This window comes from Pedobacter ginsengisoli (assembly GCF_002736205.1).
GTDB lineage: Bacteria > Bacteroidota > Bacteroidia > Sphingobacteriales > Sphingobacteriaceae > Pedobacter > Pedobacter ginsengisoli_A.
In genome coordinates this window covers 4,304,966-4,328,858 of record NZ_CP024091.1, presented here as the reverse complement: position 1 = coordinate 4,328,858, position 23,893 = coordinate 4,304,966, and the positions used below count along the sequence as shown (strand labels likewise).

Here is a 23,893-nt window from a genome sequence, read left to right as displayed (position 1 = left end):
CGGCTTTGAAACGACTCTGAACGACCTTTTGTCATTTGAGAGACTCATGGGGCTGAATTAACAGCCATTGTTAAACTAGACCTGAAATACTCTTAATAGCCAAAATGAGTATTAAATTTTTATGCAAAAATATAGCAAAGCCGCCAGCACGCTTCCAACAATTGGGCCTATTACGGGTATCCACGCATAACTCCAGTTGTTGCCGCCTTTGCCGGCAACTGGAAGTATGGCATGCATAATTCTAGGACCAAGATCTCTTGCCGGATTAATGGCATATCCTGTTGTTCCGCCTAATGATAGACCTATAACCCATACCAGAAAGGTTACAGGTAGGGCACCAACGGAACCCAGGCCTATCGGAGATTTATCAGAACCGAATGAGGCATCAGTAAAATGGAATATTACAAAAATCAGTACAAATGTGCCTATTATTTCACTTATCAAATTCGAAACAGTATTTGGAATGGCAGGGGCAGTAAAAAAAGTAGCCTGTTTTGCGCCTTTGTCTTCTGTTCCTTTGTAAAAATCTTTAAACAAGAGCCAGACCAAAAAGGATCCAAGCATTGCACCGATAAATTGAGCGGCAATGTAGGCGGGGGCGTCTGCCCAGCTAAACTTTCCGGCAGCCGCCAGGCCAATTGTTACAGCAGGATTAAGATGAGCTCCACTGTATGGCCCGGCTATTACAACACCTACAAATACGGCAAGTGCCCAGGCTGTGGTAATTACAATCCATCCACCATTATTTCCTTTAGTTCCGGTTAAAACAACATTGGCAACAACACCATTGCCCAATAAAATCATAAACATAGTACCGAGGATTTCGGCTGAAAATGCAGACATGCTGATTAGATTTAAATAAGTTATTAGTTTGGTTAATTTTCTGCGTATGCTTTGGCCGCTTTTACAGCTCTATTCCATCCTTTTATACGCTCTTCTATATTTTTAGCCTCTCCGGCTTTAAAACTTTTGTCAATTTTCCACTGGCCACTAATGTCATCCATGCTTGCCCAGTAGCCAACAGCAAGGCCAGCCAGATAGGCCGCACCCAAGGCGGTAACTTCTGTAACCTGCGGTCTGATTACTGTGGTTTCAAGCACATCAGCCTGAAATTGCATCAGTATATCGTTGGCAGTTGCACCTCCATCTACTCTTAGTTCCTTAATTCTAAGGCCTGAATCTGCTTCCATAGCCTTTAAAACCTCCATTGTCTGGAAAGCGATACTTTCAATAGCTGCCCTGGCTAGGTGAGATGCATTGGTGCCTCTGGTAATTCCGGTAATGGTACCCCTGGCATCCTGATTCCAGTGCGGAGCTCCAAGACCGGCAAAGGCTGGAACAAGGTACACGCCACCGGTGTCAGTTTCTCTTAGAGCCAGTTCTTCAACATCTGCCGATGTGGCAATTAAGCCTAATCCATCTCTTAGCCATTGTACAACAGCTCCGCCTATAAATATACTGCCTTCTAAAGCATATTGAACTTTACCATTTATTTTCCAGGCTATAGTAGTTACCAGGTTGTTTTGCGATACAATAGGTTTGTCTCCAATGTTCATCAGCATAAAGCAGCCTGTACCATAAGTGTTTTTAACCATCCCAAGCTCTGTACACATTTGTCCAAACAGCGCGGCTTGCTGGTCGCCGGCTATACCGGCAATAGGTATTTTAGCTGCCAGCACGTTGCCTGTAGTTTCTCCGTATACTTCACTTGATGATTTTACTTCAGGAAGTATACTGCGAGGGATATTAAAAAGGTCCAGTAGCTCCTGATCCCAGTCCAGGCTGTGAATATTATATATCATTGTTCTAGAAGCATTGGTTACATCAGTAACATGTACTCTGCCATCTGTTAATTTCCATATTAGCCAGGTATCTATAGTCCCAAATGCAATCTCTCCCGCTTCAGCTTTCTCTCTTGCTCCGGGCACATTATCTAATATCCATCTGATTTTTGTTGCCGAAAAGTAGGCATCTATAATAAGCCCTGTTTTTTCCTGTACACTTTTACCCAAGCCTTGCACTTTTAATTCATCACAGTAAGCAGATGTGCGTCTGTCTTGCCAAACAATTGCGTTGTGTAAAGGCTCGCCTGTTTTTTTATCCCAAAGTACGGTTGTTTCACGCTGATTTGTAATGCCAATAGCTGCAATATCATGAGGAGTGATGCTGGCTTTTATGATAGCCTCTGTAGCTACTGCAACCTGACTGGACCAGATTTCGGTAGCATTGTGTTCTACCCATCCTGGTTGCGGGTAAATTTGCTGAAACTCTCTTTGTGCAATTGAAATAATGCTCCCTTCTTTATCAAAAACAATTGCCCGCGAACTTGTAGTTCCCTGGTCAAAAGATAGAATGTACGTGCTCATACTTTTTATTTGGTGTAAATATGTAATAAAACGTAAGTATAAGAAATCATTATCGAAAGTAAAAATAAGTATGTGAAATTATTTTTGTTTTTTAATGCTATTGTTTTGGAGATGTGTTTATTGAAATTGTTTGTATCAAATTAGATACAATTTGAAGGGTGGTTTATAAAATTGAAGATAATATTTGTCAATAAAAATCAATGTTGTAACAAGTTTTAAATAGGTGGTAACCAATGTTTAAAGGATATAAAGCAGGGCCTTTTATAAAATTGGCACATTTCTTTCTGATGAACAAGAAAAAAAACTACACAAAATGAAAAAATTAATTGTTTTGGCCATAGGCCTATTTGTAGCCACCGCAGCAAATGCACAGAGCCCAATAAGATTGGGTATTAAGGGAGGCTTAAACTTACCGAACATTATTAAAGGTGACGGTAATAATGATTTTAAAACAAAAGTTAACCCAGGCTTTAATGCCGGTATTACTTTAGACATCAACTTGATAAAAGGGTTGGCGTTTACTCCGGAGTTGTTATATTCTACCAAAGGTTATAAAGCAGAAGCTCCTTTTGGTGAATTTACTCAAACCACTCACTTTATTGATATTCCTATTTTGGCAAGTATTAATGTAGGCGGAACAGGACTTAATTTAGTTGTTGGTCCACAGGTATCTTTCCTTACTTCTACCAAGAACAAATTCGAGAACGGATTCGGATCTACTGAAGAAACAATTATCGAAGACAAATCAGATAGGTTTAAGAAAAGTCTGGTTGGTGGTGTAATTGGTTTCAGATATGATGTAACGGATAAGGTAGATCTTCATGGCCGTTATGCTTTAGACTTCCAGAAAAATAACGAGAATGGATCAAAAGAAACTCCTGAATTTAAAAACCAGGTATTCTCTGTGGGATTAGGGTTGAAATTCTAATTACTTCGGTTGAAGAATTATTTTTATGAAAGAGCCTGTATCATGATTTTTTGATACAGGCTTTTATTATAGTTTGGTTTTCTGAGTGTATCAAATCCGAGACATTTACGGTATAGTAGGTTTCAGGATTTTATTGAGCATATGGGTTTGTTTTTAACAGTCACAAAATGAGTTACTTAAGGTTGTTTTTGCTTTCCTTTGGTTCCTATGTTTTAGGTTGTTTGGCATGGTTATTACAATATACCCCATGAATTTTAAACAGAAAATTATGAAAACATTATTGATTATAGGACTAGGATTAACAGTAAGCAGTTTAGCTTTTAAGGCAAATGCACAGACTTCACAATCGGCGGCGAACGATAAAATGCGCTTTGGGATTAGAGCTGGTGCCAACCTAATGAACATGGGTAAAATTCAGGCAGTAGGCCAGGAATATTCAACCGACTCGAAGTTCGGATTCCAGGCTGGTATTTATGCTGATTTGCCTATGGGTGGAGGGTTTGCCTTTCTGCCGGAAGCGATGTTTATACAAAAGGGCGCTAAATTAAGTGAAAACGGTGTGGACTTAGACACTAAGGTGTCTTATATAGACATTCCTGTATTAATAGGATATAAGGCTACTCCGGAATTAACTGTATTTGCAGGTCCTCAGGTATCATTCCTTCTTTCACAAAAATCTACCGGAGAGCTTGGTAATGGTACACAGGGAGAATCGACCGACACTGAGAACTTTAGTAAGTCGTTAGCTGGTGGTGCGGTTGGTCTTGGATATAGTATCACACCAAACCTCAATGTAAATGCCAGATATATGATGGACTTCCAGAAAGCTCTTAAAGACGATGTAAATCAGGACAAAATAAAGAATAAAGGATTTGCATTGTCGTTAGGTTATACGTTTTAAACCGGGTGCTTTTTGAAGTGCAAACGAAACAAATTGAAGCCTTTGCAGGAATAATCAAAAAATGCATGTACCTTTAAAAAGTTATAAGGTCGAAATGACATTCAGATTATACTTCAAAAAAGATAACCAATAGGACAGGAAAGATACTAATCCCTAATTGTGTGTGAGGATAATATTCCTATTTAACCTTAAAAAGCATCCTGAATAGGGTGCTTTTTTTATAACTTTGAAATTTAAACAATCCACTGCCATAATGAATGTTAAACATCTGCTTACTATTACCTTCCTTCTAATTATCTCAGTATCGTCAATTAAGGCACAAAAGAAATCTTATTTACAAACTTTAACAGAGAAGAACCAATGGGTAGATTCTGTTTTTAATAAATTAAACAGACGTCAGAAAATTGCTCAGATGTTCTTTGTAAGGGCGCATACCAATTTAGGGAAGGCATATGAAGACTCGATTGCCAATGTGATTAAAAAGGAACATATTGGAGGGTTGGTGTTTTTTCAGGGTGGTCCGGGCAGGCAAGCCATTTTAACAAATCAGTATCAGGCTGCATCAAGAGTACCACTATTAATTACCTCTGATGGGGAATGGGGATTGGGAATGCGTTTAGATAGTACTATTTCTTACCCTTACCAAATGGCATTGGGGGCTGTTCAGGATAAAGAACTGCTGTATAAGATGGGTTTGGAGGTTGCTAAAGATTATAAGCGAATTGGTATGCACATGAATCTTGCACCAGATGTTGATGTGAATAATAACCCTAAAAATCCGGTTATAAATTATCGTTCTTTTGGCGAAAACAAATATAACGTTGCTGCTAAGGCTGGCGAATATATGAGAGGAATGCAGGATGGGGGATTGCTGGTTAGCCTTAAGCATTTTCCGGGGCATGGGGATACTGATGTTGATTCTCATTACGATCTTCCTCAACTTAAATTTACCAAAGCTCGTTTGGACAGCTTGGAGATTTATCCCTTCAGAGAATTGATCAGGCAGGGGGCCTCGGGTGTAATGATAGCCCACATGAATATTCCTGCATTAGACAATACACCAAATATGCCATCAACCTTATCAAAACCTATTGTTACCGGTGTTTTAAAGGAGGAGCTTGGTTTTAAAGGCCTAATTATTTCGGATGCTATGGGTATGAAAGGGGTGGTTAAGTATTTTAAGGATGGAGAGGCTGATGTAATGGGGGTAATTGCAGGTAATGACATTTTGGAACTTTCGGAAAATAGCAACAGAGCCATAAAGCTTGTTCGTAAAGCAGTTAGACAAGACAGAATAAGCATGGATAGAATTGACGAAAGTGTTAAAAAGATTCTTACTGCAAAATATTGGGCGGGTTTAAATGTTCGTGATTCTATAAATGAAAGAAACGTGGTTGCCGATGTAAACAGGCCATCAAGTCTGGTACTTTTACAAAAACTGGCCGATGCTTCGATGACCCTGTTAAGGGGAAAGGCTAATATTAAGCAATTGTCTAAGGACAGAAGAACTGTTATTATTAGTTTAGGAACACCTGGAGTTACAGAGTTTCAGCGAGACCTGGGTACGTATTATAAAAACTCAGTGTTCTATACACTAGACAGAAATGCGAATGCTGCAGCTATTGCAAAAGTTTTAAGGTATATTAATGTTTTTGATCAGGTAATTATTGGTATTCATGATACTCGCATCAGGCCTGGAAATGGGATGATTCTAAGTAATGACCTAAAAATGTTTATTAAAGACATGTCGCTTAGTAATGCAATTTTTGCATTGTTTGCTAATCCATATAACTTATCGGCATTACCTGGACTTGAGAATAGCAGAGGCCTGATAGTAGCATATCAAAAAGAAGATTTCATGCAAAAGGCTGCCGCTTCTGTAATTAAGAATCAGTTGATTCCTACAGGCAGGCTGCCTGTTACTGTGAATACTTTCTTTAAATATGGTGATAAAGACTAGTTATTTTACTTTTTGTTGCTTGTAAGTTTCAGGATCAACTGCTTTTGCTGTCCAGTTTTTTAAGAAATCTGTAACTGCTTTAACACTATGTCCCGTTTTCTTTTTGCCGTTTACATCTGTCTCGTCGGTTTCTAAGTAAGCAGAGTTTTGGGTGTGCAAAAGTTTTCCATTCCCATCAAGGATTACAAAAACCGGAAAACCGAAGCGCTGAGGGTAATTAAGACTGGCAAGCACAGCCTCATTTTTATTTTCCTGACTATAATTCACTAAGACAACTTCATAATTTTCATTAATAAATTGCTTTAATGCAGGTGTGTTATCAACCATTTTATGGAAAGCAATACACCAGCCGCACCAGTTTCCGCCAATTTGCAGAAACACATGTTTTCCTTCTTTTTTTGCTTTTGCTACTGCGCCATCAATATCTGCACGGGCATTAGCCTGGGGATTGTATATATGTACTGCTTCTTTTTTCTCTTGTGCAGAGCTTGAGCCTACTGTTGCTATTGCGATAAGTAGTATTAAGGCTATCCTTTTCATTATTCAATAATTTAATTGCAAAATTAATAGAATAGCTAATATCAATTGTAATACCAGTTTAATATTCTCTAGTTAAATAGTAGATTTTATTTGTAGTCATATTTTTCCAAATAAGTTATAGCTTTACGTAATGCCTCAACCACCTTTAAAATTGCTTAGAGCATCTGCCGGATCGGGTAAGACTTTTAGCCTAACCCTTCATTACCTTACACTTTTATTTAGTGGGCCTGGTAAATACAAGGAAATTCTAGCTGTTACTTTTACAAATAAGGCAACAGCCGAAATGAAGGAACGAATATTAGGTGCTTTACAGGCAATAGCAAATGGGGATCCTTCGGATTTTAAACCTCTGCTAAAGGAGAGCTATCCTGAACTTTCAGATCAGGATATTAAGGCAAGGGCGCAGCAAATTTACAGCAACATTCTTCATGATTTTGGCAGATTTTCTGTAAGTACAATTGATGGCTTTGTGCAAAAGGTGATCAGGAGTTTTGCTTTTGAGCTAAATCTTGACAGTGGTTACAAGCTGGAAATGAACCATGATAAGGTAAAGGAAGAGTTGGTTAAAGCACTTAATTTGCAGATGGAAGCCGACCCTGAACTGTTGGAATGGGTAACAGCATTAGCTATAGACAGAATTAGCGATGGTAAGGATTGGAATTACCAGCGTGCTTTAAAGGATCTGGCAAACGAGATTTTTAAAGAGCGTTACTACCCTTTTCAGGAAGCGATGTTGCTTATGGGAGAGGATAGATCAACAGAGTTTAATGCTTTAAAACAAACTATTACCTCTGGCATCAAAGTTTTTAATAAAACTTTGTCAGACCAGGCTGCTGATTTAAAATACATATTTGATCTTTCAGGTATTTTACCGGAAGAGCTGGCCCGGAAATCTGTAAACCCATTATTTAAGCTGGATAAGATACTAAATGAGGACTACACCGGGTTTCCGGCATTGTCTGTAATGGTAGATGATTTTGACCAGTGGCCGCATGCATCATTAAAAGATACATCTGGCGTAAGGCAGTTGTATGATGAGCTTAATCCCGGCTTAAAAAAAATGGTTGCTTTTTATCAGGAGGGTGCTGAACAATATTCAACATGGCTGGCTATTCATAAAAATAGTTCTTATTTACGGTTGATGCAGGAAATGGCACAACAATTAAAGAATTACAGGGCCGAGAACAAGGCCCTTCTTATAAGTGATGCTCAGCAATTATTGGTGGGTATAACAGGTGCCGACGCTGAAAACCCTTCCTTTATCTGGGAAAAAACAGGGAACAGATATAAGCATTTTCTGTTTGATGAGTTTCAGGATACCAGTACTATGCAATGGCTTAATTTTTTGCCTCTAATTAGAAATGCACTTTCTGAATTTGAAGGCAATACAGCCGAGCATCTTATTGTGGGTGATGTAAAACAATCTATATATAGATGGCGTAGTGGCGATTGGCGCATTCTGCACAGCAATGTAAAGCACGATGTTCAGGCACATAATGTTGCTGAGGAAAGCCTTGAGTTTAACAGACGAAGTGCGGCTAATATAATTGCCTTTAATAATTTTTTGTATACCCATTTACCCTCTATTTTACAAAGGCAGCTTAATGGGGTGCTTGCCGATACCGAAAGAGAGGATCTTATTAGTTATTGGAACCAGGAATACAGCCAGATTATTGCTAGTGCTTATGAAGGCAGTGATCAAAAAGTTACTCCTCAAACTTTGGATGGTGGTAAGATAGAGGTTCAGTTTCTTGATAAAGAAGAAGATACAGATACTGAAGAGGAAAGCCCGCTTGCAGAAGGCCATTCTGTCGATAAAATAATTGAACTCTTATCTGTTTATGGGTTTTCTATGAAGGATATTTGTGTGCTGGTAAAAACCAATCGTGAGGCAGAAACTATGATTTCTGCATTGCTGGGCAGACAAGATGATTTATCAGCAGCAGCCGGCAAAACATTTCAGGTTATTTCTGGCGATGCTTTAAAGATTTCATCAAACCTTGCCGTCCAGCTCCTCGTCAATATATTTAGAATGCTGGTAGCCAGAGAAGAGGAACAGGCGATTTACAGAGCTACCTGTGCAAGATTATATAACCAGATTAATAATCCTGAGGGGATAGAAAGAAAGGTTACCTTAACTGCACAGGACTGGATGGATATTGCCAATCAACCTATCCAAAACCTTAAGCTCTATTTTCCTGAAGATTTCTGCGATGGCTTTGAAAGCTTCAGGCAATTGCCTATGACCAGCCTTATGGAAAGACTGGTGCAGTTTTTTGGGTTGGGAACTGGGAGCAATGAACATCATATTCCTTTTATTATGGCACTTAGGGATCAGATAGGAACTTTTGCCGGGGGCGGTGATCAAGGCTTAGGGATGTTTCTGGAATGGTGGGATGAGGAAGGCTTAAATAAAGCTTTGCCTGCTGCAGATGATCAGGATGCAGTACAGATCATGACCATACATAAATCGAAAGGACTGGAGTTTAAAGCAGTAATTATTCCATTTCTGAATTGGAAATTAAATATACCAAGTGGATTTATCAAGAAGATTTTATGGGTAGATGCCGCTGCGGCAGGTTTTGAAAGCTTTAGCACTTTGCCTGTTGATTATAGCAGCAAACTTGCATCAACAGCTTTTGCCCGCGAGTACTTTGAAGAGATGCTGCTCAACTATATGGATGCATTAAATACATTATACGTAGCTACCACCAGAGCCAGAGAATACTTGTACCTGGTATGCCCTAAAACTACACTTGTAGAAAAGAAAAAAGAAAGCTCAATAAAAAATGAGCTTCAAAACATATTACTCAATCTCTTTAAAACAGAAGAAGGATCCGGTTTTGTGCTTGATGAAAGTTTGTTGGCTTTTGGAACATTAAAGCCGGCAATTAAAAAAGAGACTGAAATAAATGAAAGGGCTATAACAGTGTCTGACTATTATGTGAATGAGCGTTTAACGGCTAAATTTAATTACCAAAAAAAGGATGACGGCTGGTTTAATGCCCGGCAACGAAAAGGGGTAGTGTTACATAGTATTTTGGAAACCATTACTGATTTGGCAGCCCTAGATAAATTAATTGCCGTAAAGTTACAAGAAGGCCTGATTAGGCGTGCTGAACGGGATGAGGTAAAGCAAGCGGTAATAAATGTAATAAGTCAGCAGGAAATTGCCGGATGGTTTAAGAATTCGAACCGGATTATTAGTGAAAGGGATATGATTTTGGAGGGAGGGGAAGTAAAACGGCCTGATAAGCTTTTTGTAATGGAAGATAAGGCTATTTTGCTTGATTTTAAATTTGGAGCCCCTCATAATAAGTATATAGAAGACATAAAGCAGTACAGGGACAACCTGTTAAAGATGGATGAGTTTAAGGAGATAGATGCTTACATCTGGTATGCCGAAACAGGAAATTTATTAAAAGTATCGTAATGAAAAGTGTGAACGAAGGAAAATTTTTAAACAGGGTAGCTGCCGATCTTTTAGACCGTTTTGGGAATGAATTACAGGATGTTGCTGTTGTTTTTAATAATAAGAGGCCTCAGCTCTATTTAAAGAAATATCTCGCAGAAGTGAGTGGTAAACCAATCTGGAGCCCTCAGATGTATACTATTCAAGAGTTTCTTTCGCTGGGTACGACACTTGTTCCCGCGGGTCAGCTTAAACAATTCTTTGTTTTATATACCTGTTATAATGAGCTGCTAAAATCTGAAGGTAAAGACAGTGTTTCGCCGGATGAGTTTTATCCGCTGGCAGAAATAATTCTTGGAGATTTTAGTCAGGTAGATTATTATCTGGCCAATGCTAACGAGATATTTGGCTTAATTGAAGATATAGCAGAGCTGCAGTTGCAATTTCCAAATTTTGATGAGGATCAGCTACAGTTCATGCGAACATTCTGGGGCTCTTTTTCGGCAAAAAAGCAAAACCAGATGCAGGAAAGGTTTATAGAGCTTTGGCAAAGAATGCCGGCGCTATATGTTAATTTTCATGCCCGATTAGCAAAAGAGGATCTGGTTACCAATGCCCGGATGTACCGTAATCTGGCTGAAGGCAAGGACTCTGATCCCTCGTTTTTAAAAACATTTAAACATACTGTATTTGTTGGTTTTAATGCCTTGTCGAGAGCGGAAGAAAAGTTTTTTAAGCAATGGCAGGAAAAAGAATGGTGTTCTTTTTATTTTGATGTAGATGCACATTATTTCTCTAATCCTTTGCAGGAAGCGGGACATTTTATCAGAAGAAATATACATACGGTTGGACTTGTTAATCAGTTTCAGGAAGCGCCGGCAAGATTAAACGATAAGGCGAAGGAATTTTTTGTAGTGCAGGCACTTGGAAATGTAGCACAGGGGAAATTGCTTTCAGAACTTTTGGACCAAAAGGATACAAAGAATGAAGGTGGAAAAGCAATTATCCTTGCCGATGAGAAATTGTTAATCCCTGCACTACAGACCATTGATGATGATAGCGTCAATGTTACGATGGGTTATCCCTTTGAGCAGTCGGCCTTATACGGTCTATGTGATCTTTGGCTTAGTATCCAGGAGGCGTTGTTATCTGATGATGAAGTTAACTATAAGCATGTTTTATCCTTTCTTTTTAATCCATTGATTACCATAGATGCAGATTTGAGGAATAAGATGCACAATCAGGTTGTTGATGAGAAAAAGATAACTTTTAATAAAACAGAACTTTTACATACAGGCAAGATCGCCGGAATTACTTTTAATCACTTTATTGACTCTTTTACCTCGATAAGACATCTTGCAAGTGTATTGTTATATGTTGCAGAAGAAGGGAAATTACAAAGGATGGATAGTCTGCTATCTACAGAAGCTGTTAAGGCACTTAATGCACTTACCGATAGCTTTGAAGAACTGAAAGCAGAGGGTGCTAAAGATTTTAACCCCAGGTTTGTTTTTAAACTGATAAGAAGGGCACTTCAGGGATTAACCGTTCCTTTTGAAGGGGAACCTTTGGCCGGCTTACAGGTAATGGGGCTTTTAGAAAGCAGGAACCTCGACTTTGATGAGCTAATAGTTTTAGGGGTAAACGAAGGGATCCTGCCTAAAATTAATAATACACCCTCATTTATTCCTGATAATATCAGGCGTGCCTTTGGCCTGCCTATTCTTGAGCATCAAAATGCAATTTCGGCTTATCTGTTTTATAGGTTATTGCATGTTGCTAAAAAGATCACTTTAGTTTACAATGGTGTAACTGACGAAAAAAGTACCGGCGAGGAAAGCCGGTTTATAAAACAATTGGAGTTTGAAACGAATTGTACGTTTATAAATAGGGTGCAGCAAAATCAAGCTATAGAGAATCCGAGGGAGCTTAAAATAGTTGTAGAAAAAAATGGAGATGTATTAAAGGGGTTGGAGAAATATTTCAAACGAAATTCTACGGCTAAGTATGATAAGAAGATCTCTGCAACTGCCTTTACTGATTATAATACGTGTTCTTTAAGGTTTTTCTATAAAAATATTGCCGGATTAAAGGAACCGAAAGATTTGCCAGACAGGATAGAGGCAAATTTAATCGGCAGTGCTTTGCATACGGTAATGGAAGTATTTTATGAACCCGTGACAGGTCAGGAAGTAACGGCAGATTTTATTAAAGAAAGAGAAACAAGGCTTTCTGATCTGTGTGAGTTTGCTTTAGCTAAAGAACTTAAGCTTAATGCAGCCAAAACCGGCACCCAAACTCCGGCATTGCAGCAAATTGTATTGCAGGTGTTAGAACAATATGCACTTAAGATTTTAAGGAACGACGAAAAGCTTACTCCTTTTAAAATAGAAGAACTCGAAAATAAAAGTGATTACGTGATGCTTTATCCAATAGAGGTAGGGAGCAAAAGTCAAAACATCTGGTTGTATGGAATAATTGACCGTGTTGATGTTAAGGATGGGAAGATCAGGATTGTTGATTACAAAACAGGAAAAGACCAGCTCAAATACAAAGATTTTCCTTCGCTTTTCGAAGATCAGGCAAAGGATCATAACAAGGCGCTAATACAAACGCTGTTTTATACCTATGTTTATGAGCAGGTTAAAAAGCGACAATATGTAGAGCCACATCTTTATACGGTAAGGGATTTTAAGGAGGGTACCCTGTTTAAAGAGAAGCATAAAGGTGGCTTGTTACTGCAAGATCAAAGCCTTGAGGCCTTTAAATCTATGTTTGCAGATAAACTAAGAGAAAAGCTGGAAGAACTGTTTGACGAAAACATTCCATTTGTGCAAACGGAGAACAAAGAGAACTGCGGATATTGTCCGTATAAGGACATTTGTCAGAGATAGTTAATGAATTCATCGATAGCCTGGATACTGCAAGTGTAAAACTTTCTTTTCATTGGGTGGCAGTGCGTGAATAAATTGCATATAAAAACAATTTTATCTAAGTTTGCCGCAATTAATATTTGAATATACAATGAGAGAGATTCAATTTAGAGAAGCTTTACGTGAAGCCTTAAGTGAAGAAATGCGTAAAAACGAAAACATTTTTTTGATGGGCGAAGAAGTTGCACAATATAATGGTGCATACAAAGTTAGTCAGGGAATGTTGGATGAATTTGGCGACAAACGCATTATCGACACGCCTATAGCTGAGTTGGGCTTTGCTGGTATCGGTATTGGTGCAGCGATGAACGGATTGGTTCCAATCATAGAGTTTATGACTTTTAACTTCTCTCTGGTTGCTATAGATCAGATTATTAACGGTGCAGCAAAAATGTTGTCTATGAGCGGTGGCCAATTTTCTGTGCCTATCGTATTTCGTGGGCCAACAGGAAACGCAGGTCAGTTAGGTGCTCAGCACTCTCAGAACTTTGAGAACTGGTATGCAAACTGTCCAGGCTTAAAAGTTGTAGTTCCATCTACTCCTTACGAAGCAAAAGGTCTACTTAAACAATCTATTCTTGATCCGGATCCTGTTATTTTTATGGAGTCTGAGGTTATGTATGGCGATAAAGGAGAAGTTCCTGAAGGCGAATATTACATTCCACTAGGTAAAGCAAATGTTGTAAAAGAAGGTACAGACGTGACTATCGTAACTTTTGGCAAAATGCTTAGCCGCGTAGTTAACCCTGCTGTAGAAGAATTAACTAAAGAAGGTGTTAGTGTTGAAGTAATTGACTTACGTACTGTTCGTCCTATCGATTACGCAACTATCATTGAATCTGTTAAGAAAACAAATCGTTTGGTAATTGTTGAAGAGGCGTGGCCATTGGCTTCTATCTCTTCTGAAATTGCATTTAATGTCCAAAAAAATGCGTTCGATTATCTTGATGCTCCGGTATTGCGTATCACTTGTGCGGATGTACCATTGCCTTATGCACCAACTCTTATTGCAGCTAGCTTACCTAACGCAGAAAAGGTAGTTAAAGCCGTAAAAGAAGTTATGTACGCAGCAAAATAAGACTAATAATTTAAAAGAAATATAATCCCGCTGGTTAAACCCTCTGCGGGATTTTTTTTATTTTTAACCCCACTGTACTTTATAACATCAAATAGAGATCAAAATGAGTAATCACTCTACAATAATCGCTGCTGAACTCGCAGTAGCGGAAAAGCAGGTTATCGCTACTATTGAATTACTGGATGAAGGCGCAACTGTTCCCTTTATTTCGCGTTACCGCAAGGAGATGACAGGGAGTTTGGACGAGGTTCAGGTTGCGGCCATCCGCGACCGGTTTCAGCAGCTCCGCGAGCTTGATAAGCGTAGAGAAGCAATTCTAAAAGCACTTGCTGCACTTGATAAATTAACTCCGGAGCTTGAGGCTAAGATAAATGCAGCAGCAAACATTGCCACCATTGAGGATATTTACCTTCCATATAAGCCCAAACGTAAAACCAGAGCATCCGAAGCTCGTAAGAAAGGCCTGGAGCCTCTTGCTATTGCCATACTTGAACAGGGGAAAGAAGATCCTGAGCTAGAGGCTGGCAAATTCCTTAGTGATGAACTTGGCGTATCTTCAACAGAAGAAGCATTGGCCGGAGCACGAGATATTATTGCAGAAATTGTAAATGAGAACATTGATGCCAGAATATCAATGAGAAAATACTTTCAAAATAATGCTACGTTTAAATCTACTTTGGTTAAGGGTAAGGAAGAAGCCGGGATTAAATACAAGGATTATTTTGATTGGAAGGAACCTCTTAAGTCAGCCCCGTCTCATAGGGTTCTTGCGATGCGTAGAGGTGAAAATGAAGATATCTTAAAGCTTGAAGCATTGCCAGAAGAAGATGGTGCAATCCAGATTCTGGAAAAACAATTTGTAAAAAGCAATAATGGCAATTCTGCACAGGTTAAACTGGCTATACAAGACAGTTATAAACGGTTGCTTGGGCCGGCAATGGAAACTGAGATTCGCAATCTTTCAAAAGAAAAGGCAGATGAAGAAGCAATACGTGTATTTGCAGAGAATGCAAGACAATTGCTGCTTGCTGCACCACTTGGGCAAAAGAATGTACTGGCAATTGATCCGGGATTCCGTACCGGTTGCAAAGTTGTTTGCCTGGATAAACAAGGAAAATTACTAGAAAATACTGCCATATATCCGCACAACGGTCAAAGAGGTGCATTAGAGGGGGCTGAAACTATTAAAAAACTATGCGCTAAACATCATATTGAAGCCATAGCTATAGGAAATGGAACAGCAGGAAGGGAGACTGAAGTATTTATCCGCGGATTAGCTATTGCAGATGTTGTGGTGGTGATGGTAAGTGAAAATGGAGCATCTATCTATTCGGCTTCTGAGGTTGCAAGAGAAGAGTTCCCAACTCAGGATATTACTGTAAGAGGAGCTGTTTCAATTGGCCGCCGTTTGATGGATCCATTAGCAGAACTAGTTAAAATAGATCCTAAGTCAATTGGGGTAGGGCAATACCAGCATGATGTTGATCAGAATAAGCTACAGGCCTCTTTGGATGATACTGTAATGAGTTGTGTGAATGCAGTAGGGGTAGAGCTAAATACGGCGTCTAAACAAGTTCTTGCATACGTATCCGGCCTTGGGCCGCAACTTGCACAAAACATTGTAAGCTATCGTAATGAGCATGGTGCATTTAAAAACAGGGAAAGCCTTAAAAAGGTACCTCGTTTAGGCGATAAGGCATTTGAACAGGCTGCCGGATTTTTAAGAATTAGAGATGCTGAGCATGTGTTGGATACCAGTGGTGTTCACCCTGAGCGTTATGCTTTGGTTAATAAAATGGCCAGAGATCTAAGCTGTAGTGTTGCTCAACTTATGAAAGATGCAGAGTTAAGAAAGCAGATCAAACTTCAGCAATATGTAAGTGACGAAATAGGTTTGCCAACTTTAAATGACATTATGAGTGAGCTTGCGAAACCAGGAAGGGACCCACGTGAGCAATTTGAAGTATTTAGTTTTACCGAAGGTGTTAATGGAATTGATGATCTGAAGATTGGAATGAAACTACCAGGTATTGTAACTAATATTACCAATTTCGGAGCTTTTGTGGATATAGGTGTTCATCAGGATGGCCTGGTGCATACCAGTCAGCTTTCAAATAAGTTTGTATCCAATGCTAATGATATTGTTAAGGTGCATCAGAAAGTAGAAGTTACTGTAGTTGAGGTTGATGTTGCAAGAAAAAGGATTTCTTTATCAATGAAAACAGAAGCATCAGCTCCTAAACCTCAGCCTAAAAAGACTGATCAAAAGCATAATAATTTTAAAAAACAAGTAAATCCCAGTAAGCCGGATCAGCATAGAAAACCTGCAAAGCCTCAGAATAACAACGGCGGCACCAAAAAGGAAAAACCGCTGCCGGAAGGAGATTTACAATTGAAACTTGAAGCATTGAAAAATATGTTTAAATAAAAAAGAAACCGAATCAATGACATGATTCGGTTTCTTTTTTTGATCCTGTATTAGTATTACAGTTCAATCTGTCTTTTGATGCTCTCTTCCAGTGAGATTAAGGTTTCTGTACGTTGTATGCCAGATACAGCCTGAATTTCTTCGTTCAATACATGTCTTAGATGGCTTGTGTCCCGACAGATGATCTTGGCGAACATACTGTAAGCCCCGGTAGTATAATGAAGTTCTACAACTTCTTTAATTTTACTTAACTGCTCTACAGCATCTTTATATTGTATCCCTTTTTCAAGATAAATCCCAAGAAAGGCGGTGATATCGTACCCTGCTTTTTGGGGATCAATAATAAGATGTGATCCTTTAATGATGCCCATTTCCTGAAGTTTTTTCATGCGAACATGTATTGTTCCACCCGAAACAATCAGGTCCTTAGCTATTTCTGTATAAGGTTTAGTGGCGTCATGCATCAGTTGCTTTAAGATATCAATATCCAGGTTATCAATTTCTAAATTTTGGGTTTCTTTTTTAAGCATCGTTTTAATATTTGGTAACAATATTCTAAGTTAATTAAAAATATCGTAAAAATAAAATTAAATGATTAAAATATTTGCAACGTATTAAGGTTGTTGTTACATTTGTATCAAGCAAGTAACAAAAAGTAGTTCTTTAAAACTTGTTTATACTCTGTAGGGTGGTGAAATTGGCAGACGCACCTCCTTGTCTCGGTGGTGGAGAATTTGGGAAACCCGTAAGGGCTAACCACTCCTTGAAGGTTCGACTCCTTCCCCTACAGCTATTAAGTAGTTAATCAACCTAAACTTACTACTTAAGAAATAGTACTTTGTATAATGTTGGGTGGTGAAATTGGCAGACACGCCTTCTTGTCTCGGTGGTGGGGATAAATGGATAAACGCAGTTTATGGGTTGACCACAAATTAATTTTTGAACTGTAGCTAACTACCCCTTGAAGGTTCGACTCCTTCCCCAACAGCCAGTTTTTTTATGAATAATAAGTTAGTTAAAAAACGAGTGACCCCGGATAGGGCCACTCTTTTTTGTTTTAGGTCAGTTCTTATATTTATCACTAAACTTTTTATCAAGCTGCTTGTGCAGATTATCGAGGTTAATGTCTCTGCCCTGAATAAAGGCCTGCTCAACCTTATTGCTTTTCATATCAAGAGCATCACCAGCCGAAATAAAAAAAGTAGCATCTTTACCAATCTCTAAACTCCCGGCAATTTTATCTATTCCTAATACTTTTGCTGTATTTAATGTAATGGTTTGTAAAGCCTTTTCCTTATCCAGGCCCCATGCAGCGATAGTTCCTGCCATAAATGGAAGGTTTCTTAGCTGCCAGTAGCTCTGCATACTCATTACAACCTCAACGCCAGCATTAGCCAGAACTCCGGCATTTTTATAAGGCATATTTACATCGCTATCATCAGAATCGGGAAGCGAATGCGGTTCATTCACTATAACCGCAATATTGTTTTCCTTTAAGAAAGCAGTAATTAAATAAGCCTCATCGCCGCCTACAATAACAGGGGTAATGCCATATTTTTGGGCAAACTTAATTGCAGCAATAATGTCTTTTTCTCCTGCTACGCTAATAAACAATCGCTGACTGCCATCAAATAGATGTTTCATTGCAGCAAATCTTGTATTTATAACTGCTGGTTTGTCAGTTTCTGCATAGGCTTTTGCTTCAGTAAAAAACTGATCAAGGGAATTTAAGATGGTTTTAGTGCGTTCTTTAAGTGCATCTACCGAAACGGCTGCTCTGTTGCCTGTATTTTTGAATTTTGGTGTTACAGGCCAGTTTAAATGCATAGCATCATCCTTTTTAATCGCGGCATCTTCCCAGTTCCAGGCATCAAGCTGCACTACTGATGAGCTGCCGGATATAGTACCTCCCTGTGGGGTGATCTGAGCCATTAAAACACCATTGCTTCTTATAGTAGCCGGCACCTTAGAATCTGTGTTATAAGCAACCAAAGCCCTAATGTGGGGGTTGAAATCACCAATTTCACTATAATCAAGCGTGGCTTTAACAGCGCTGATCTCAATTAAGCCCAGGTTAGTAATTGGGGCAATAAAACCTGGGTAAATGTGTTTATCATTTGCATTAATTATTGTTGCGTCACTCATGTTAATACGTGCAACAGTTGCGTCTCCAACACCCGTAATTTTACCCTTATCAAAAATGAGGTAGCTGTTGTCAATTACCTTTCCATTACCAACATGAAGTTTAGCGCCCATAACAATAGTTTTTTTAGTCTGGGGTTTTGCCGGCGAAATATTAGCTTGTGCAAAGCAATTAATGCCAATAGCCCATAACATTACTGTTAGCATGTATTTATTCATGGTCATGAGTCCCTTCCCTTTCATTAAGTTCCATAGAATATTCTTCCAATGTTTCGCAATGGTACATATGTTTCTGCTCTGCCTTAGGACGTTGGGTTTTACCTCCCTTATCTTTGCTGTCTTTCATTTTTTGAATTAGTCTTTTGCGTTCAGCTTGCTGAGCATTTCTGGTCTGAGCATCCCGGTCTATGTCCCAATATGCAATACCGTCAACAAAGGTCTTTTCAGCCTTTGCATAAACGGATAATGGGTTATCTGACCAAACTACCACATCAGCATCTTTTCCTGCTTTAAGGCTGCCCACCTTATTGTCAATATGGAGCATTTTTGCAGGATTCAGTGTTACAAATTTAAATGCTTCTTCTTCCGGTACACCACCATATAAAACAGCTTTTCCTGCCTCTTGATTTAATCTCCGTGCCATTTCAGCATCATCAGAGTTAAACGCAGTAGTTATGCCTACATTATGCATAATTTTTCCATTATAAGGGATCGCTTCAGCAACCTCCATCTTATAAGCCCACCAGTCAGAAAATGTAGAAGCATTAATGCCCCGGGCTTTCATTTTATCAGCAACTTTATAGCCTTCAAGAATGTGAGTAAAGGTGTTAATCTTAAACCCTAGGCTATCCGCAACGTGCATGAGCATATTGATTTCAGATTGTACATAAGAGTGGCAGGTGATGAAACGCTTATTGTCCAGAATCTCAACAATAGCATCCAGTTCCAGATCTCTGCGAACAGTATTACCCTTTTTGGCCAATTCAGCTTTATATTCTTTTGCACGTGTAAATTCATCAACAAAAGTCTGTTCTACGCCCATTCTGGTAACCGGGAATCGCGCCCCTGTTCCAAAGTTACTCTGTTTCACATTTTCTCCCAGTGCAAATTTGATAAAGCCATCAGCTCCGGCAAACTTTAATTCTTCAGGTAATTTACCCCATCTTAATTTAATCAATTGCGATTGCCCGCCTATAGGATTTGCCGATCCATGTAAAATCTGAGAAGTGGTAACCCCGCCGGCAAGTTGTCTGTAAATATTTACATCTTCAGAATTAATGATATCAGCTATCCTTACTTCCGAAGATACAGATTGAGCACCTTCATTAATGCCTCCGGTACCAGCGATATGGGAGTGTTCATCTACAATTCCAGGTGTTACATGTTTACCTGTTGCATCAATTACCTTTGCATTTCCTGCATTCAGATTTTTGCCTACAGCTTTAATTTTACCATTTTCTAAAAGAACATCAGCATTTTGCAAAATACCTTCTTTTTCATTGGTCCATACAGTAGCATTTTTCAATAAAATGCTTTCCTGTTTTAAAGGTGTGGCATTACCAAATGCAGTGAACGGGAAAATTAATGCGCCAACGGTTTCTTTTTTCGGTATTTCGGTGGTTTTCGCAACCGCTTTGCTTGCGGTGTCTTTTAAATCAGCCTCATCTTTTTTAAACCAAATAAAACGTTTGCCTTGTACCCAGTTCTCTTCTATAATGTTTTCTTTTTTGAAAAGGCTATCAGAGGTTATAATAAAGTTGGCAAGTTTTCCTTTTTCAAGGGTACCGACTTTATCTGCTATTCCGATCATTCCCGCGGGGATTTCAGTAAGGGATAATAGGGCCTGTTTTTGTGTTAAGCCATTTTCGAGTGCTGTACGTATGTTTGCCCAGAAATCTTTAGGCGTTTCGAGGCCATAAGTAGTGAGTGAAAATTTTATGCCTGCTTTTTCCAGTACCGCAGGGTTGGTAGGCGCCATTTCCCAGGCCTTCATTTGTGCCAGACTAATATTTCTGTTTTCAACCGTATCTTCAACATCATAGGCCTTTATAAAATTAACAGGAATAATAAGGCTCGCCCCTGTTGCCTTAACTGCATCAATCCTTTGATATTCATCTCCATTAGATTTTATGATGTATTGTTTGCCAAACTCCTGTGCAATTTTATTAGCCCTTAGAATATTTTGCCATCCCTCTGCTTCAAAAATCTGAGGGATGTTTTGTTGTTTGTTAAACTCTTCCAGGGAGATGTTGTACTCATCTTTTTGTTTGCTGTACCATTGCGCATCATAATATGTCTGGCGAAGTAAAGCGATGGCCCCCATTAATGAGGTTGGATAATCGTTTTGCGAAGTCCCTTTACTAAAAGAGTAGTTTGTTGCCGATTGAGGGTTAATAATTGTACTGTTCTCTTTCTCGTCGCTTAATGTTACAGCAACTGAAGTTCCACGGGCAATGCCATCTCGGTTAATTGCATTTACGCTTCCAAAACCTGCTTTACGTAAGTCATCGGCTTTCTTGCTGTCCGCTGCAAAAAATGTGTGGGCTTTTGTTTCTGGCCTTATTGCCTCGTTCCAGCCGTAAGCGCCCTTTTTTGTTGAGGTAAATATCGATTGGCGGCCTGATGAAGTACGGGTAGGCTCTGGTAAGCCATACGATGTAAAGGCATCGATAAGAGAAGGATAAATAAATTTACCCTTCAAATCAATAACCACATACCCTTTGGGGATGGATGTTGCAGTGCCTACAGATTGTATGGTTTGCCCTTTAATTAGTAATGTACCATTAGGGATAGTTTGATTTGCGCTAACCACAATATTAGCATTAGTAAAAGCATATGTGCCTTGTCTGACGTCGTATGAGCCATTAACCGGATAAGTTTGCTGGGCAAATAAAAGCGTAACAGGGAAAATCAAAACCAGACTAAGCAGAATTTTCTTCATATAATTAATACTATTTTGTAATGATCTCTATATTACCGCCGTTCTTAAACAGGTCGTGCGACACAAAATAACCTTTGTTTTCTACTCCATTAACTTTGATAGCGGTAATTCCTCTTCCTTTACCAGGTTTTTTAATAGTTAATGTTTTGTTTGTATTGGTTTTCCATGTAATTTCATCAAAAAGAGGAGCTGTTACCAGGTATTCCGGATCCGTTGCAGAAAAGGTATACATTCCTAATGAACTCAACACATACCAGGCCGACATTTCTCCTGCATCATCCATTCCCGAAAGCACCAATCCCTCCGGGCCAATTCCATATAGCTCATTCAATATTTTGTCGATAATTTTCTGCGATTTTTCAGGCTTACCTATAAAATGATAAGCAAAAGGAGCCTCATGATCCGGCTGATTGCCCTGGCAATACTGGCCTATCATTGTTTCTACATTTCGGGCGATATAATTTGGGTTCCATGGAACAGTAAACAAGGAATCAAGTTTTGATTCAAAGCCTGCAGGCCCGCCATATAATTTAATTAAACCAGGCATATCATGCGGGGCGAAAAACGATACCTGCCATGCATTTGCTTCGCGGTACATGTATTCATAGTATGGATACTGTGGGTTAAAATTCTTAATCCAATCACCATTTGCCAACCGACCCCTCATGAATCTTGTTGAGGGATCAAACATATTTTTAAAGTTTTGCGACCTGGCCATTAAGATTCTGTAGTTGGCGGTGTCCCCAAGTTTCTTAGCCATTTGTGCTAATGAGTAGTCATCGTACGAATACTCTAAAGTTTTTGATACCCCTGCATTGGCCTTAGTTTCCACATGTGGGTTAGCGATGTCAGGGTCAGATATAAAACCTTTTTGAATATATTCCTCCAGATGAGGACGTGCTCCCGGCGATACATTTGCATTCCTTAAAAGGAGCTTATAAGTACCTTCAACATCAAAATTGTCAATGCCCCTTAAATATGCGCCAACAATAGACGAAGCTCCATGATCTCCATGAAAAAAGGTAGGGATAAATCCGGTTTTATCACCAACATCTTTCATTGATTTGATTACGTCAAGTGCAACCTTAGGCGAGATTAGCCCTAACAGCACATCTTTATTCCTGTAGGTATCCCATAATGATGGTTCAGTATAATAGTTAAAATCAGCCTTGCCTGCTTTTCTTTTGGCATCAGTATATTCTCCGTTTACATCACTGCGCAGTGCAGGCCAAAGTAAGGACCTGTACAAAGAAGAATAAAGCATCTGCTTTTGCTTTTCGGTTCCGCCTTTTACTTGTATCAACGACAATATGTTTTCCCATGTTTGGGTTCCTGCTGTGCGGACTTGGTTAAAGGTTTTAGCACCTATTTCCTTTTCAAGGTTTTCTTTGGCATTTTCAACACTTACAAAAGATAAGCCTATTTTAAGCTCAACAGGTTCTTTGCCACCATCAGCAAGATGCACCATTGCAAAGCCTTTTCTTGAGCCTTCTTCCTGTTTTTCTAACCTTTCAATATCAGTGTTGAGCTTGGCGTAAAAATAAATTACCTCACCAACATTTTGGAAGCCCTGCAGGTCTCTGGTTCCGATTTGTTCAATTTTCCAGTTTCCTACCCTGTTGTTTGCTCTGGCAAGATCAAATAATATTTTCCTGCCGGTTTTGTTTTTGTATTCATATTTATGATACCCGGATCTTAAAGTAGAGGTAAGGCTTACATTAACCCCAAAATCATCCAGGTATACCTGATAAAAACCGGGCGCTGAACTTTCTTTTTTATGAGAAAAATGAGAGCCGAATTTACCATCCTTATCTGGAACTGGGTTTCCTGAAATTGGTAAGATAGGAATGTTGCAAAGATTCCAGTGCCCTTTATTGGTATGGGTAAAACCATAAATCATATTGTCTTCATATTCATACCCTGCACCAGAACCATATTCGGTAATTGGGCTAAGCTGTACCATGGCATTGGGCATAGAGCTGCCAGGAAATGTGAGGCCAGCCCACGATCTCCACCCTTGGGGTAAGTTGTAGCCAAGAATTGCTGAATCGGTAAGTGGTGCCGTTCCAATAAATGTATTTACGTACCTGGTAAGGCTTTTTGTTTTCTGGCCTTTGCTTACGTTAAAAGAGGCAAGCAAAATAACCAGACCTAAACTTAGTCCTTTAATTCTGATTTTCATTTTAATTCGTCATTTGTGTTGTTTACCAAATATATAAATTTCAGAATGATTACCTTAGGTTTGTGGCAGTACAAGAACCACG

The 23,893-nt window shown here is 39.1% G+C and carries 14 protein-coding genes and 2 tRNA genes; 9 read left to right on the top strand and 7 right to left on the bottom strand.

Features of this window, described 5'->3' with window-relative positions; genetic code table 11:
• Window positions 1-111 precede the first annotated feature (111 nt).
• Both CPT03_RS17885 and glpK read right to left on the bottom strand, forming a co-directional pair.
• Complete coding sequence (locus CPT03_RS17885; protein WP_099440112.1) at window positions 112-843, bottom strand: MIP/aquaporin family protein; 732 nt, start codon at window positions 841-843, stop codon at window positions 112-114.
• Between the two features lie 32 nt (window positions 844-875).
• Window positions 876-2,366 carry a glycerol kinase GlpK gene (gene glpK / locus CPT03_RS17880; protein WP_099440111.1) on the bottom strand — a complete coding sequence of 497 codons (1,491 nt, stop codon included), beginning with the start codon at window positions 2,364-2,366 and terminating at the stop codon, window positions 876-878.
• 313 nt (window positions 2,367-2,679) lie between these two features.
• Here glpK and CPT03_RS17875 point away from each other — a divergent pair, with 313 nt between their 5' ends.
• The 3 genes from CPT03_RS17875 to CPT03_RS17865 all read left to right on the top strand — a co-directional run bounded on the left by CPT03_RS17875 (window position 2,680) and on the right by CPT03_RS17865 (window position 6,155).
• Complete coding sequence (locus tag CPT03_RS17875; protein ID WP_099440110.1) at window positions 2,680-3,294, top strand: porin family protein; 615 nt, start codon at window positions 2,680-2,682, stop codon at window positions 3,292-3,294.
• A gap of 268 nt (window positions 3,295-3,562) precedes the next feature.
• Window positions 3,563-4,195 (top strand): porin family protein, encoded by a 633-nt coding sequence (locus tag CPT03_RS17870; protein WP_157766492.1) that lies wholly within the window; start codon window positions 3,563-3,565, stop codon window positions 4,193-4,195.
• Window positions 4,196-4,448: 253 nt separating this feature from the next.
• Window positions 4,449-6,155, top strand: coding sequence for a glycoside hydrolase family 3 protein (locus CPT03_RS17865; protein ID WP_099440108.1), 1,707 nt, complete (start codon window positions 4,449-4,451; stop codon window positions 6,153-6,155).
• Here the strand turns inward: CPT03_RS17865 and CPT03_RS17860 are convergent, their stop codons facing one another.
• The gene (locus CPT03_RS17860) at window positions 6,156-6,695 is read right to left on the bottom strand and encodes a thioredoxin family protein (protein WP_099440107.1); all 540 of its coding nucleotides are present in this window, start codon (window positions 6,693-6,695) and stop codon (window positions 6,156-6,158) included. It lies immediately after the preceding gene.
• Between the two features lie 130 nt (window positions 6,696-6,825).
• Here CPT03_RS17860 and CPT03_RS17855 point away from each other — a divergent pair, with 130 nt between their 5' ends.
• The 4 genes from CPT03_RS17855 (at window position 6,826) to CPT03_RS17840 (ending at window position 16,546) form a co-directional block, all read left to right on the top strand.
• On the top strand, window positions 6,826-10,128 hold the full coding sequence (locus CPT03_RS17855; protein ID WP_099440106.1) for a UvrD-helicase domain-containing protein: 3,303 nt from the start codon (window positions 6,826-6,828) through the stop codon (window positions 10,126-10,128).
• Window positions 10,128-13,001 (top strand): PD-(D/E)XK nuclease family protein, encoded by a 2,874-nt coding sequence (locus CPT03_RS17850; RefSeq protein ID WP_099440105.1) that lies wholly within the window; start codon window positions 10,128-10,130, stop codon window positions 12,999-13,001. The genes CPT03_RS17855 and CPT03_RS17850 overlap by 1 nt, the downstream gene beginning before the upstream one ends.
• 130 nt (window positions 13,002-13,131) lie before the next feature.
• Window positions 13,132-14,118: a pyruvate dehydrogenase complex E1 component subunit beta gene (locus CPT03_RS17845; protein WP_099440104.1), complete on the top strand. Its 987-nt coding sequence runs from the start codon at window positions 13,132-13,134 to the stop codon at window positions 14,116-14,118.
• A 103-nt stretch (window positions 14,119-14,221) separates the two neighbouring features.
• The gene (locus CPT03_RS17840; protein ID WP_099440103.1) at window positions 14,222-16,546 is read left to right on the top strand and encodes a Tex family protein; all 2,325 of its coding nucleotides are present in this window, start codon (window positions 14,222-14,224) and stop codon (window positions 16,544-16,546) included.
• Window positions 16,547-16,602: 56 nt separating this feature from the next.
• On the opposite strand, the gene CPT03_RS17835 is transcribed toward CPT03_RS17840, so the two are convergent.
• A complete protein-coding gene (locus tag CPT03_RS17835) occupies window positions 16,603-17,076 on the bottom strand; it encodes an Lrp/AsnC ligand binding domain-containing protein (protein ID WP_099440102.1) in 474 nt (157 codons plus the stop codon).
• 152 nt (window positions 17,077-17,228) lie between these two features.
• Here CPT03_RS17835 and CPT03_RS22850 point away from each other — a divergent pair.
• Together CPT03_RS22850 and CPT03_RS22845 are read left to right on the top strand one after the other, a co-directional pair.
• A tRNA-Asp gene (locus CPT03_RS22850) sits at window positions 17,229-17,336 on the top strand.
• A gap of 56 nt (window positions 17,337-17,392) precedes the next feature.
• Window positions 17,393-17,537, top strand: a tRNA-Asp gene (locus CPT03_RS22845).
• A 71-nt stretch (window positions 17,538-17,608) separates the two neighbouring features.
• Here CPT03_RS22845 and CPT03_RS17830 read toward each other — a convergent pair.
• The 3 genes from CPT03_RS17830 to CPT03_RS17820 are packed head-to-tail and all read right to left on the bottom strand — an operon-like array spanning window position 17,609 to window position 23,811.
• Complete coding sequence (locus CPT03_RS17830; RefSeq protein ID WP_245869877.1) at window positions 17,609-18,931, bottom strand: amidohydrolase family protein; 1,323 nt, start codon at window positions 18,929-18,931, stop codon at window positions 17,609-17,611.
• Complete coding sequence (locus CPT03_RS17825; protein WP_099440100.1) at window positions 18,900-21,629, bottom strand: amidohydrolase family protein; 2,730 nt, start codon at window positions 21,627-21,629, stop codon at window positions 18,900-18,902. The genes CPT03_RS17830 and CPT03_RS17825 overlap by 32 nt, the downstream gene beginning before the upstream one ends.
• A gap of 10 nt (window positions 21,630-21,639) precedes the next feature.
• A complete protein-coding gene (locus CPT03_RS17820; RefSeq protein ID WP_099440099.1) occupies window positions 21,640-23,811 on the bottom strand; it encodes a GH92 family glycosyl hydrolase in 2,172 nt (723 codons plus the stop codon).
• Between the last annotated feature and the right edge of the window lie 82 nt (window positions 23,812-23,893).

Excerpts from the sequence above, each read along its gene's own strand:
- CPT03_RS17840 (WP_099440103.1), top strand. The coding sequence starts at position 14,222 with ATGAGTAATCACTCTACAATAATCGCTGCTGAACTCGCAGTAGCGGAA.
- glpK (WP_099440111.1), bottom strand. The coding sequence starts at position 2,366 with ATGAGCACGTACATTCTATCTTTTGACCAGGGAACTACAAGTTCGCGG.
- CPT03_RS17860 (WP_099440107.1), bottom strand. The coding sequence starts at position 6,695 with ATGAAAAGGATAGCCTTAATACTACTTATCGCAATAGCAACAGTAGGC.
- CPT03_RS17825 (WP_099440100.1), bottom strand. The coding sequence starts at position 21,629 with ATGAAGAAAATTCTGCTTAGTCTGGTTTTGATTTTCCCTGTTACGCTT.
- CPT03_RS17845 (WP_099440104.1), top strand. The coding sequence starts at position 13,132 with ATGAGAGAGATTCAATTTAGAGAAGCTTTACGTGAAGCCTTAAGTGAA.
- CPT03_RS17870 (WP_157766492.1), top strand. The coding sequence starts at position 3,563 with ATGAAAACATTATTGATTATAGGACTAGGATTAACAGTAAGCAGTTTA.
- CPT03_RS17855 (WP_099440106.1), top strand. The coding sequence starts at position 6,826 with ATGCCTCAACCACCTTTAAAATTGCTTAGAGCATCTGCCGGATCGGGT.
- CPT03_RS17820 (WP_099440099.1), bottom strand. The coding sequence starts at position 23,811 with ATGAAAATCAGAATTAAAGGACTAAGTTTAGGTCTGGTTATTTTGCTT.
- CPT03_RS17830 (WP_245869877.1), bottom strand. The coding sequence starts at position 18,931 with ATGAAAGGGAAGGGACTCATGACCATGAATAAATACATGCTAACAGTA.
- CPT03_RS17835 (WP_099440102.1), bottom strand. The coding sequence starts at position 17,076 with ATGCTTAAAAAAGAAACCCAAAATTTAGAAATTGATAACCTGGATATT.
- CPT03_RS17885 (WP_099440112.1), bottom strand. The coding sequence starts at position 843 with ATGTCTGCATTTTCAGCCGAAATCCTCGGTACTATGTTTATGATTTTA.
- CPT03_RS17850 (WP_099440105.1), top strand. The coding sequence starts at position 10,128 with ATGAAAAGTGTGAACGAAGGAAAATTTTTAAACAGGGTAGCTGCCGAT.
- CPT03_RS17875 (WP_099440110.1), top strand. The coding sequence starts at position 2,680 with ATGAAAAAATTAATTGTTTTGGCCATAGGCCTATTTGTAGCCACCGCA.
- CPT03_RS17865 (WP_099440108.1), top strand. The coding sequence starts at position 4,449 with ATGAATGTTAAACATCTGCTTACTATTACCTTCCTTCTAATTATCTCA.